Here is a 13951-nt window from a genome sequence, read left to right as displayed (position 1 = left end):
CTATTCATAAATATTTAAAGTTTGTGGGCTTTTCACAAATTCAATGTCTCTTTTATTTTAATATGTAATATGTGCCTCAAATGTTGGCTTTGTAGGAACAATTAAAAAGTGTATTTTTCCAGGTACAAAAGCAATTTCCTGCCCTTGTTCGTACAATCGAATTGGAGTATTAATCTGGTCTCTTTTCCACTCGACTTTCTTCATAATTCCATTCTGATATAGTAATGCAGGCCCACTATCCATTAGTTTTACTTGAAGTCGGCCCTCATTATCAAGCACCTTATGGTCTGTCCCAAGTACTACAACATTACTTGCCGTTAATTGTTCATTGTTATTCATGTCCACATGAGGGACTCCGTTTATTGATCTGAGATATTTGTTACTGTTAGCATCATACTGATAGGTTACTTTGTAATCTTCAATTAAAAAAGTAACATTAAATAAAGACACACGTTCTCCAATATCGTTACTTTTGTTAAGCAAGAATGTGTAGATTGATTTTTCATGAATTTGATTGCGATACCCCTTCTTATCAATTCCCTCTTCTATATTCTTAAAGCTTGTATATAAATTGTGTGGGGCTTTACGAAAACTCTCACGCCAAAAGAAAGGCCCAGCATTTGTAATCTCATCTAAACTTTGAATAGATTGATTAGACAGAATATTATAAGCGTCTGGACTTCCCCCTGCATGGATAGGGATAGCATCATAACTCATAGCTAAATCAATGAAGTAAGGTCTAATACTCCGAACTGGACCAATAGAACCCTGGACTTCTTCACTTTGAAAAATAGCAAGAAGTCTTGTTATTTCTCCCTCAGCTAAGATCTCGTATATAATATCAGCACTGCTTAATCCCGATTGAGGCCGTGCTGATGGATGATTATTCACCATTACCATGAAAGGTCTATTTTTCATAAGTGTTTCGGTCTTAACACCAGTTAAGAGTGTCTTTGATTCTTTTTTTTGATCAACTGCATCTTGCTTTATTCCTACACTTTCTTGGCTAAGTGTAGGAATATCAATCGGCTTTCTTACTGCCTCACTGCTTTGATTAGATTGCCTGATAATAATACTAGCAAGAACAACTGTCCCACAAACCAGACACATTAGTATAAACCAAGACAATTTATTCATAGGCCCACCTTTCAATTCCATTGTTAATGGTAATTATATGTGGCTCTATTAAAAAATATTCATGGAATCTAGTGATTTTATACTCTCCTCCTATACTCCCGAAATGAGAGAGTACACGCCGTCTTTTTCTACAAACCAATAATAGGTTGATTTAAGTTAATTATTGAATATAGTTTCTAAATTTAAAATTATTGTACCTCAACAAGTTGCCACTGCTGTCGGTTATTACCTACATACTGCCACGTTTTGAGTTGCACACCGTTTGCGGGTTCATCAACATCGATTACATAAGATGGATTGTTCCTTACCGCAATTTTAAAGTTTGAATCACCAACATTAGTTAAAAGGAATTGCTGACGGTCATTACCCACATACTCCCATGATTGAGTAACGGTTCCGTTAGCTGGAGTCCCACTTACATCAATTCCATAGTTTGTATTGTTTCTTACGGCAATTCGATAATACCCACCGCCAACGTCAATAAATTTAAATTGTTGCCGGTCATTTCCAACATATTGCCCGACTTGAGCTCTACCGCCGTTGTTCACTGTGCTGATATCAAGTACATAGTTAGGGTTAGACTTAGATTGAATTTTATACCATTTAGTCGGGTCAATAGTTGTGACACCTCCGCTTGAATGAGCGGCAGCTGAGGCAGCCGTGAATCTATCGATAGAGGTCTGGCTTTGACCCATATTTGTCCACATTCGCATATTATAAGCCATTGCTTGTTTAGTATCCTTAGCTTTAGTAGCAGTTGAGTTAAAGGTATCAAATGACATAGTCGTCGTAATTGGTGAAGTATCACCAGTACGAACTCCCCAGTCACCAGCTTCCGTCTGGAAGTTACCAAACGCGAATTCACCTTTGAAAGGACCAGAAGTATATTTACCATTTGATATCGCTGAATCAAAGAGATCCCCCGAGTTACCTTCGCCAAAAAAGTAATCTTCGTAATCTGTTAAGCGTGGTCCGGCATCAAACACATACGAGGAATTGAAAGAAACTAGACGATCGGAATTCCCTGCTCTCGCGGATGCAGTCAAACTTTCATATGGCGCAGGATAATAAAGTGCACCGTCATCAAACATCCAGCCGTCCAATTTTGTCCCGTAGCGATTACCAATCTCTGCTACAATGTTTTGCCACTTGTTAATCGCCGACTCTTTTCTAGCATAATTACCGTTTGGTGATACAGTCCAGAAATTGTTCCACCAGTTTAAGTTCGGATTACTGTCATGTCCAGTATGATAGTAGAACATGACTCGAATTCCTTTGTTCTTTAATGCAGTCAGCATCTTGTCCAAATAATCTACGCTACTTGTTCTTCCCGTTAGTACATTATCTATTGAAGTAATAGGCGCCGGCACATAATAAGACGTCCAGGTAATCGACCAAACGACGAAATCCGCTCCCATATTCGCCACTCGATCAGCAAAAGCATTATAATCAAAATTGGCGTAAGGCGTCGGCCACGAAGGTTGTGTTCCATCAGGATTACTGCCCCATTGTCCCCATTGATACATTACGCCAACCGGGCTACTCGTCATCCAAGTCGCTTTAGATTTACTATTCGCAATGCTTGTTTGAATAGCAGTTAAGGAGCCAGATGGAATTAACTCTAGTGACTTCAACTGCATATTAATTGAACCTGAGAGAGCTTTAATTGTTACCGTTGATGTACCAACCGGGATTGAAATCTGGCCCAATCTGAGTTTATCCCATCCATTGCTCCCAATCGTGTAACTCGCGTTACTCGAGCCATTACTTACTTGTACAACGACACCACTGCTTCCATTAATTAAAGCATCGACATAATAATTGCTGGCAATCGTCGATTTTACGGTCCATGAAAATTGTTGAGCAGCAGAACTCCAGTCTGTCACTTTTTTACCTTTATATGGCTTTCCACCATCAAGATCAGTTACTGTCAATCCACTACTAAGGTTGGCCTGATCTGCTATTAAATATGAAATGTTATTAGATGAAAGATCTACCCATCCTTTTGAATGATCCATAGCCGTATAAAATGATGTTAAATCGGTGAGTTGATCTGCGTAGGCAACTTTGGACTTTCCAGGGAATCCCCCCAACAAACTCAAACTCATCATTAGCGCAATTAAACTCATGACCATCCATTTTTTCAACCTAAATCTTTTCAATTTAACCATCCTCTCCAAGTATAAATAATAATTAGACACTACATTAAATCAGAAAACTAACTTAATTGATTTCAATTGGATCCTTTCACCCCCTATGAAGGTTTCTCTACTAATTCAGCAAAAGTGCCTGAAACCCAGTTCCAATATTTATGACAGCGTTTACAAATACTTGATGCCCTATAGCTGTTTTAATTATTGGATAAAGCAGAATACTTATTCATTGTGTTTATACATTTATGAACTTTGATGATCGTGAATGTTTCTAATACATTTTGCTGCCCTTCTAAAGTAAGCGCTATCACATTCATAAACATATCAAATAATAATTGAATTGAACATAAACAAACTACGGATCTGGATATAGAATATTTACAGAATTCATTTCTACTTGAAGCAAGGAAGAGACTGACCGCCTCTTCCTTTAAGATACATAACTATTTAGTCATGAAGTATTAATATTTGCTTCTCTGCTTTGATTAATAACTTTGAAAGCGAACTATTATTTTGATAAGTAATGAGCTTGAAAATCAGGTAGAAGCCCTACTTTTGACAGATCAATTTCACTGAAACCAAGTTTTAATGCTGGTGAACCTTCCTTCAGCGAAAAGTCCCCCTGCTCGGGATCTGTAAATAATGGATCTGCAAATACCGAATGTCTATCCCAGCCTAATGATTTCCATTCATCAATGCTATAGTGTTCGGTACGGCTACCTAAGGGTCTAAAATGTACAGTTGCCTTAAAGTAGCCCAGATCGTTAAAGAAAATATTATAGTCTAGCTCCTCCACCCATCTGCTTTCTAGAGGGGGACCAATAAACTCGTAAAGTTTTCCTCTAGACTCCCCTTTTTCGAAATTAATATCTACTTCAGGATTGTCAGCATTCGAATGTGCAACAATAATATTCCGCAAGAAACGATCATGATTATGCTCGTAACCGATATGGATACCTGGAGGATTCGCTGGGTGATAGAAAATATTATTTTCAACTAAGCGATAGTCGCCTTCACGCAATTTAATACTTATCCCAATACACACATTATGATGAATGTGATAATGTGATGAGCCATCATCAAGATCAATGCCCCAGCCACTATTGTCAACAAATCTATTGTTTCGAATTGTTACAACTTCGCGCGCATCTTTTTTAACATCTCCTGCACAGTGTGAAGCTGGGCCATGTGATTGTTCCAAACACCAAAATCGATCTCTTCCCCAAGAATTAAACGGACCATGATCACCTGTTTCTTGTACGGTATTGTGGATATCGTTATATTCAATAACGTGGCCCCCCCAGGTTCCATCGTTAATACAAATCGCAGCTCTTGGAATGTGGTGAATATGATTATGAGCAATCGTATGATTTCGTCCTACTGAAATAAATACTCCAGCTGTTTGCTTGCCATAATAACCAATATTATTAATTTCATTATTAGCTACTAGTACGTTGGCAGGGTACGCATGTTGGCTTCCCATTGTTAGATGTTTTGAACCAACAAGACAGATTGCACTTTCACCTGCATCCGTAATTAAACATCCATATATTCGATGATCTCGGTTGAAATCGCTTATGAAGATAGCGTTTCCTCCAACTGCATCAAATCGGCAAAACTCGATACTGCATTTTTCTGCTCCTTCCATGTACACTGCTCCACCACGATGAATGGACCAGTCCCCAAGCGAAGGTGCTTCATATTTTTCCAAATAAGTTGTAGTCGTATGTGTAAAATGAAATCCATTAAATCCGATATTTACTACAGGAGTTTCTTGAGTTCCTCTAATTTCGATTAATCTCTGTAATTGAGGGACCTCAAAAATCGCATCCTCCAAATTTAATTCAGGTAAAGGATAGTAATATAATAAGCCGTTCTGAAAGTCAGCATACCACTCCCCTGGACTATCCAGCTCTTCAAATACATTCTCTATAAAGAAACGTGAGTGCTGGTCAATACCCGTTGCATCTTCCCCTTGCATCACATCATTTATTTGAAAGCCGCCTTTTCCAAAGGCAATGGTATGGTTTTCCCATTCAATCGCTTTAATTTTCCATTGTAAATTTCCCCAGTAATTTTTTCCGAAAATATGAAGTTCTGCCTCTTCAGGTTTACTCCATCTCTTGTCTGTAAACTTTTGAGGGTCGAACTTCATTTCTCGATGTGGCCACTGCAACTTACAATCAGCAGGATATGTGTATCCACTTACCCCAGGAATAGACGGATCATACTTAGGGTAGCGTGCACGAATTTGTCGTTTACCATTTACAAATAACTGAGTGAACTGCAATTGCTCTTTTAGGATTTCGGGTACTTCAGCAACAAAAATCCCATCACGGTAGGGTCTCCAAGCCACGTTAAGCTTTCTCCCCCCACTTACTATTGCATGCTCTTCAGAGTAAGTGGAAAAAGAAGTAAATGAGTCTTCTTCTGTTAGTGTTAATGTTTCATGTAAATAATAGGTTCCCCCACGAACTACAACTTGCACTACTTGATCTTTCATCCCATTAGTTACACGATAATTCCGAGCAGCCCGCTGCGCTTGCTGAAACGTTGCAAATGGGAGTTGTTCTGTACCCGGATTGGCGTCGTCTCCTGCAGGAGATATATAAAATGGCATCATTTTTCCCCTTCTTTCTAGATGTAAAAACTAGTCTTTTACTGCTCCTGAAGTTATTCCGTTAGTAATGTAACGCTGAGCGAGAATAAATATGAACAATGCCGGTAATCCCAGAAGAACTAATGCTGCATAGAATCTACCTTGATCAGCGGGATTGAATCCGAAATTACTTTTGAAAGAACTAATGGCAACTGTTGCAGTCATTAACGAAGATTTTGTTGTAAACATAAGTGGAAGCAAGTAATCTTGAAACGACCAAACTGTGCATAAAACACCAAGGTTAATTAGTGCCGGTCTAGCTAATGGCAGATAGATGTGGAGAAATGTCTGGAATGATGTAGCTCCATCCATATGTGCCGATTCCATTAACTCATTTGGTAAATTATCAAAAAAATTTCGAAGCATTAATACTGCAAATGGTAAAGTAAGTACAACTTCTGCGAAAATCACCGCTGTCAATGTATTGTACAGATGGACACCTTTAAGTATATAAAAAAAGGGCACAAGAACGACCACACCCGGAATTGACAGACACATCAGTACGAATCCATAAAGCCATTTTTGTCCAAAAAAGACTAACTTCGAGAAAGCGAATGCTGATAATGTTCCGATGATAAGAATTAGTGCTGTACCCCCTGCAGCAACTACTACCGAATTTATAAATGGCTTATATATTTTTATTCCGCCAACTTCGTGAGTAAATAAATAGGTATAATTGGCAAAGCCATTGACTGAAAGTGAATTTTTTAATGCTACCACAATGGGAAATACCCAAAGTAAAGCAACCGCAAAAACAAATATCTGAACACCAACTCGTTCTTTGCGACTAGACAGGATAGTATTCAAGATTATTTCCCCCTTTTAGACTTGCTAGGAACGTAGAGACGGAGTTGGAAGAATGAGATCACGAGTGCAACCAATAGCAATACTACCGATCCCGCTGAGACAAAACCTATATTTGAACCAGCAGAATGAATGAAATTATACATATATACACTAGAAATTTGCGTACTGTTGCCAGGCCCTCCGCCAGTCATAAGATAAATTCTTTCAAACTCTCTAAAGCTCTGAAGCAACGTTGAAATGATAATTGTTATATGTGCATTTTTTAATAATGGGAATACGATGTTCCATAGCATTCGTGACATTCCTGCGCCGTCTAAAACCGCTGCTTCTAGGACACTTGGATTAATTGTGGTTATGTCTGCACTATAATACATCATTGGGATTCCAATTAAAAAAATACCAACAGCCATTACAGAAATATAAGCCCAATTTGGATCTCCAAGCCATTGCTGAGCTAGAAATCCCAGTCCAATTGTATTTAAGAATTGATTGAGTGCACCAAATCTATACTCTAACATTCCTGAAAACACGGTGGCGATTAAAGCCATTGGCATAATCGTAGGGATAAAGAAAAGAGCATGAATAATTTTTGAACCCTTAAACTTTTGACTTAGGAAAACTGAGATAATGAATCCAAGTGTCATGCTAATAAGAATCGTTGCTGCCGAAAAGACAATATTGTTCAATATAGATTTAAAAAACTTAATATCAGTCAATACCAAACGATAATTATCAAAGCCTACATAAGTAGAGTGCAGGAAAGATATATCACCGTTAATAAAACTAGTTTTAACCAAGAAAAATAAGCTATAAACAATAAATACTGCAAAAACAACCAGAAGCGGTAGGATGTACAGATATGCCGTAAATTGATTTCTCCAACCGGATCCCATGCTTCTCACCTTCCATCCGATTCAATTTTTTTCTAATATACTAGCAAAGCCGAACCCGAAGTTCAGGTTCGGCTTCACTAAGGGAGTATTGGTATTAGTTCGGGTATTTCCCAGTATCAAATTCTTTTTGGATGTTTTGAGCAGCTGCTTTAGCATCTAAGCCATTTAAAATAAACTTTTGTATTTCAGCACCAGCAACATCGGAGAATTTAGAATTATTATTACGATCTGCGGTAGGTTGAGAAACCAAGTTCACGAGAGTTTGATAAGATTCTTTTGCTGTTGGAGAAGTAAGCAACGTTTCGTCAATTTTGGAACCGACCTTGTTGCTTGTGAACAGGAACTGATTATTCAACGCATCATTGCCTTCACCTAGTGTCAAATACTGAATGAATTTAGCTGCTTCTTTAGGATGCTTCGAAGATTTAACAATACCAAGCCCCATATCAACGAAAGAGCGGATCGATGCTTTACCATTTGATTCAATAGCTGGAATTGCTACTAAACCTACGTCTTTAATGTTAATTTTATTGTCCTTACGAACTTTTTCGGCAATCATATTAGCTTCCCACGTACCTTGGATAAACGTTGCTGCTTTGCCTGTTGTAAACAGTGTTTTTGAGCGATCATAATCCAAATCAAAAACATCTTTCTTACTTAAAACACCATCATCAAACATCTTCTTGAAGCTTGATAAAGCCTGTGTATACTCAGGACCATTTAATTTTCCACCTTGGTTATAATGGAATTTATTGTAAATGTCTGATTGCTGACCTGCAATAGTCAACACCACTTCATCATCAGTCCACGCGTCTTTCGCATTAAGTGCAACTGGGAGAATGTCCAGGTTCTTATCCTTGATAGCTTTTGAAATGTTTTTAAGATCATCATAAGTTTTCGGAACAGATACTCCTAATTGATCAAGAATATCTTTGTTGTAGTACATAACCATTGAACCAACTGAACCCATGGAAAGGAATTTAATACCACCGCTCGTTTGAGAAGATAATTGTTTAATACTGATCGGTGAAAATTTACTTAGCCAATCCGCACCAATTGTTTGTTTCATAATATCATCTAGTGGCAACAAGTAATCCTCGATTTGCTTTGGCATCCCGCCAGTCTGTATTCCGACGATATCCAAATCTTCACCAGTCGTTAATGCAAGAGGCATTTTGGTCTGATACGGCGAACTGTTATTTCCGCCTACAATGCTAAGATCAATTTTAATGTTAGGATTTGCAGCTTGAAACTTTTCAATAATCGGCTTATATACTTCAGCAGAAGGCGACCAGGTCCAGAACTTTAATGTTACTGTCTCCTGTTTACCAGAGTCACTTGTCGCTGCAACTGTTCCTTGCGTTGCAGCTGGTTTCTCTGATTCGCTTCCACAAGCAGATAAGACCGAACTCAACAAAAGTAGTGCCGATGTTCCTATTAACCATTTCTTGTTCTTTCTCATCTTGTTTCCTCCCTTATTATAGAGCGATACATTAATCTTTACATGATTAGAATAATATAATTGTAAGCGCTATAATAAGGATTCAAAACAGATCTTTACATGGATATTTTACAGAAGCCACAAGAATTTCATAAGCTAAAAGCCGGGAACTTGTTGGGCTATAGCCGCCGCAATTCTCATATCATCCATAGCTTTAATAGCCAAATCAGTAGTAAGTTCTCCTGCTAAAACTCGCTGAATAATTCTACCCATCTCAAGTTGGTTATATCCAATTATTGAAGGGGTAATAGATGGATTCGTATTCGCATCTATATACGCTTTATCTGAAATATATGGGGTTGTCGGTTGATTTGTGGTAACAGAATTAAATGGTGTTTCAGAAGAAATGTCGCGGAAAGCTTCATTTAAGTTTTCCGTTTTGGCCATATACCTGATCATCTCCATGGCCTCTTTAACGTGCTTTCCATTTTTATTGACCATCATCATTGCGACATTAGGACCCTCATAGCCAAAAAGTCGAGAACTTCCTAAGAAGAATGGTAATATTCCAAATTTGCGTGCAGTTCCTGGGAACTGCGGCTCTACATCTGATGATAAATAAACATCCCATGCAATCGCCATTGCATATTTTCCACTTGCTAAAGCTGCTGCTTGCCCATCCCAATTATTGTTTAAAAAATTCGAACCATAAAAGCCCCTTGTCGCCATATTTTTATAATCATCTATTAGTTCTCGAATTTCAGGAATATCTGAAAATTTAATACGATTAGAATTCAGGTCCTCTACTAAATGAGGATAAGCTTTTCTTAAAGAATCTAAGCCATATTGGGGGCTTAAAGGCCAAATGTCTTTTGTGGGTAAATAAATAGGTGTGATGCCATGCGAGAGCAATGATTCACATGCTTCGATAAATTGTGCATGGTTAGTTGGTTTAGGAATGTTGAATTTTTCGAACACTTCCTTGTTATACAAAATACCACTGATTGAAGACTCCCAAAGTGGAAGCCCATAAATTTTACCTTTGTGTAACAAGATTGGCAAAATTGTGCTCTTAATTTCAGAAACCCACTTTTCACCTGTCATATCCTCAAAATTCTTTACCGGTTGGAGATCGGCTAAACTTGTCCCTCCAAAACCCATAACAATATCAGTGATTTCCCCCATTGCAACGCGCTTACTTATAACTGTAGTCGCTGTATCAATTGGTACAACCTGAATATCAATTTTGTTACCTGTTGCCTTCTCATACATTTTCCATGCTCGTTGCAGGTAGGGTTTCCCTATCCAATCCATATTCGCCATTAAAGTTAACGTCACAGCTTGCTGAGGAGTCTCCTCCTGTATTTTACTTTTCTCCGGAGAGCAGCTGCTCAGAATAATCAAAATTGACAAAACACCTCCGACTAGAACACCTCTCTTCATTCACTTTCATCCTCCCTCTGCCGCGACAACATTTCTTTATAATCTTTCGGACTGAATCCTGTTTCATTCCTAAATACTCTGCTAAAGTATAACGGATCATCATAACCGACCCGTTCTGCTACAGTTTTAAGTGGTAATTCAATGTGCTCTTCAATAAGCAATTTAGCCTTTTGTATTCGTAATTTCATCAGATATTTACTTGGAGGAAGACCTTTAACTTCACTAAATACATTGGATATATAATTCTTATTATATCCAAAAATATTTTGGTAAATTTCGTTTGAAATAGGATCCATGTAGTGTGTATTCAAATATTCTTCTATCCTAGAAACTAAATCTTTAGCGGAGGCCTGTTGAACTCTGCTTCCTCGTTCAAAGTTTGGTTTTATATAATTTCCAAATTCCTCAACAATCTGCGGAATACTTGTACAAGTTGATATGATCTCATTTGCATCAAATTCATTTAAAGATCGCAATTGGCCTCCACCTAGATATTGTTCAAACTTCAGGACTATAGTCTCCAAAATCGCCTCAATTTTTTCCTGCGAAAAATCTTTCCTCTCCCAATCTACACTCCACATCATCAACGATTTATTAAAGTGAACAAAACTGTTTTCTTGCACGAGTTGCATGCATTTTGCCAGCAAATCAGGGCTCAAATAATTTTCTTTCTGTTCCTCAGCTACACCTATAACTGGATAGATACCCGATCTATGAATACGTGTGCACAAATGCACTATTTTCCGCAACTGATCAATAGCTTCTCTCAATAACTCTGGCAATTTGACGCTTTTGCCTGTAAAAACATGAAACGGTACATCATTATTCAATCTCCTAAGATGATTTATTATTAAGTCAGCAAATTGTTCAGAAGTATCAGGTTCCCATAAGTGAGGGTCGCCAATTACAATGATCTTTTCATTTAGTTGCGGTCCCTCCATTATCCATACGCCTGCACCAGCAGGTACAATATCAACAACCATTTTGCGCTGAAGAAGTTTTATCGCTTCTTTCCCTGGGTTTAAAATATCGTACTCTAGCTTTGATGCTGCTCCAGCACGTACCAAAAAATAGTTGTAATAGGAATATGATAGTTCAACTTCACGGCCCAAATATCTTTTACTATCAAAACCATTACCATAATTAACATAGTGTTTAATGAGTGCAGTTTCTGCATCCAAGGTGATCTGGTCCAATTGATCGGCCAATTTTGCTAACGCTTGTTTGATCTGTTCTTCTTTTACAGGCTTTAATAAATAGTCATACGCCTGAAGTTGAAGAGCGGTTCTAACATACTCAAAGTCGTTATAGCCGGTTAAAATAAGACATAGTATTTGGGGGTCTAATTCTTTTACTTTAGAGACAAGTTCCAAACCTCCGATAAACGGCATCTTTATATCCGTAATAAGTACATCTGGTTTCTGCTGCTGAATCATTGCCCAAGCATCTTTCCCATTAAATGCCCATTGTCTTACTTTAAAAGAAGGGTGGGCTTCCTCTATCATCGCTTTCATCATGAATAAAATTGGCGGTTCATCCTCTGCGAGCATGATGTTAAACATGAAAATTACCTCCTAAACGAATCAATGTTCCTGAACCTTCCAAGCGCTCGATATGAATCGAGATGTCACCTTTGTAAAACAAAAACAATCTCGCAAACACATTTTGAAGACCAATCCCGCTTCCTTCTGAGTCATGTAACTCAGCAGAAGCGTTCATAGAAAAGGGAGTTATAGGATTTTGAGACATAACTTGAATGATTTCCAACAGATGAGAGAGTCTCTCAAGATTAATTCCTGTGCCATTATCAGCGATATGGATCCACCAACGATTGTTCTCAATTGCACCCTTAACTTCAATCTCCCAAGGAGGATCCTTTTCCTTAAATGCATGATGAAAAGCGTTCTCTACAATCGGTTGAAGAAATAATTTTGGAACGGGGAGCATATTTAATGAAGGATCTACATCTAAAGTATAGGTAAACAAACTTGCATAACGTTTGGCCATAAGCTTTAAAAAATTATCTACATTCTGAAGTTCAAAAATCAAAACAGTCTCTTTTTCACCAAACTTCATGGCATAACGCAACATATCTGAGAGCGCAGTACACATATCCATAACTTCATCATTGCCCTTACTTTTCCCATAAGCACCAATGACGGTTAATGTGTTATATAAAAAATGTGGGTTTACTTGAGCCTGTAGGGCGTTCATATGAGCAGCCATTTCTCGTTGATTTGCCTGATCCACAACAATAATTGAATCCCTTAATTTATCCAGTAAATCCTGAAAGGCTTGACCAAGCAATACTATTTCATTCTTAGTATGCAGCCGAGTCGAGTGTAGAATTAAATTCTCCATATCAAAATTAGCAAGCGACTCCCTCAATCTTCGAATGGGCCTTGTCACCATGCCAATATATAAATATAAAAGTCCAAGTATTATACATAAAGCAATAAAATAGATACTAAATGTACTGTACCTTAGATATAAAATTGGTTTATGAAATGAGCTTTCATCGTCTAATAACATCAACGACCAATTCACCTTGGATAAACCAACTGTAAACGCCATGAATGTTTCATTGTTGAGTTTCCAAAGTTTATGATTTACAGTATTTTCGTTTTTCTCGCCTGCTTCTGGCTTCAAACAGCTTATTTGTTCTTTGGGAAAAGGTGAAACCCTAGCATAAATTACCTTCTGATTTCCATCGCATAATAAAATCTGACTAGAAGACTGGGCGTTCCTAAAGGATGCGATTCTTTCAAGTTCTGAAATATTAAAGCTGACCACAACAAGCCCGAGAACCTGATAGTTATCACGAAGTGGGCGCACCAAAGAAATTTCAAGATCTGCATCTGCGGACCAATAACCCGGATGCAATGGTATCCAGATCTTATACATATCAGAGTTCATCCACTCTTGAAATTCAGGCATTCTACGTATAAAATCTTTTGTTACTTGCTGACTATTCATTTTGTTACTAATTTCGATATAGTCGCCATCCTTTGATATCAAACTAATTCGCTCTTTTAGTGGTTGAAGCGCTGTATATGACAATAAGATATTTTTTATTTGTGAGCTAACACCTGGGTTCTCGTCGAAATAGTTATTGTTCTTTGAAAGTGGAATACGCGCAAGAGTATCCATGATGTAATTTGAAGCGTTTACAGAAATCGATAATTTGTCCATACCTTCAAGCATACTATCTAGTTGCTCTTGTATCTTTTGTGTTATTTGTTGTTTATTAGCAACGGCATTACCTTCAACAAAACTTTCTGCATAATAATAAAATAGTAAGTTAATCGCGGACACTATAATAAATGCAAATAAAGAAAAATAAACGAAGATTTTATTCTGTAATCTCAAAGACTTAAACAAGTCATCGCCTCTTTACATTATTTGATGTCCTTATATT

At 37.7% G+C, this 13951-nt stretch carries 9 protein-coding genes; all 9 read right to left on the bottom strand.

Going from position 1 to position 13951, the window contains the following annotated elements; translation table 11 throughout:
- Positions 1-57: 57 nt before the first annotated feature.
- Complete coding sequence (locus BC351_RS20730; RefSeq protein WP_158082171.1) at positions 58-1137, bottom strand: DUF3048 domain-containing protein; 1080 nt, start codon at positions 1135-1137, stop codon at positions 58-60.
- Between the two features lie 188 nt (positions 1138-1325).
- Positions 1326-3299, bottom strand: coding sequence for an RICIN domain-containing protein (locus tag BC351_RS20725; protein ID WP_158082170.1), 1974 nt, complete (start codon positions 3297-3299; stop codon positions 1326-1328).
- Between the two features lie 499 nt (positions 3300-3798).
- On the bottom strand, positions 3799-5913 hold the full coding sequence (locus tag BC351_RS20720; RefSeq protein ID WP_079414632.1) for a right-handed parallel beta-helix repeat-containing protein: 2115 nt from the start codon (positions 5911-5913) through the stop codon (positions 3799-3801).
- Positions 5914-5940: 27 nt separating this feature from the next.
- Complete coding sequence (locus BC351_RS20715) at positions 5941-6756, bottom strand: carbohydrate ABC transporter permease (protein ID WP_158082169.1); 816 nt, start codon at positions 6754-6756, stop codon at positions 5941-5943.
- Between the two features lie 2 nt (positions 6757-6758).
- Complete coding sequence (locus tag BC351_RS20710) at positions 6759-7649, bottom strand: carbohydrate ABC transporter permease (RefSeq protein ID WP_079414630.1); 891 nt, start codon at positions 7647-7649, stop codon at positions 6759-6761.
- A 94-nt stretch (positions 7650-7743) separates the two neighbouring features.
- Positions 7744-9111, bottom strand: a complete 1368-nt coding sequence (locus tag BC351_RS20705) for an ABC transporter substrate-binding protein (protein WP_079414629.1) — start codon at positions 9109-9111, stop codon at positions 7744-7746.
- A gap of 135 nt (positions 9112-9246) precedes the next feature.
- Positions 9247-10533 carry an ABC transporter substrate-binding protein gene (locus BC351_RS20700; protein WP_079414628.1) on the bottom strand — a complete coding sequence of 429 codons (1287 nt, stop codon included), beginning with the start codon at positions 10531-10533 and terminating at the stop codon, positions 9247-9249.
- Positions 10530-12095: a response regulator transcription factor gene (locus BC351_RS20695; protein ID WP_079414627.1), complete on the bottom strand. Its 1566-nt coding sequence runs from the start codon at positions 12093-12095 to the stop codon at positions 10530-10532. The genes BC351_RS20700 and BC351_RS20695 overlap by 4 nt, the downstream gene beginning before the upstream one ends.
- The gene (locus tag BC351_RS20690; RefSeq protein WP_079414626.1) at positions 12088-13914 is read right to left on the bottom strand and encodes a cache domain-containing sensor histidine kinase; all 1827 of its coding nucleotides are present in this window, start codon (positions 13912-13914) and stop codon (positions 12088-12090) included. The genes BC351_RS20695 and BC351_RS20690 overlap by 8 nt, the downstream gene beginning before the upstream one ends.
- Positions 13915-13951 lie beyond the last annotated feature (37 nt).

This window comes from Paenibacillus ferrarius (genome assembly GCF_002027705.1).
Classification (GTDB): Bacteria; Bacillota; Bacilli; order Paenibacillales; family NBRC-103111; genus Paenibacillus_E; species Paenibacillus_E ferrarius.
The sequence above is the reverse complement of the archived record's forward strand: the minus strand, read 5'-3'. Positions and strand labels throughout refer to the sequence as shown.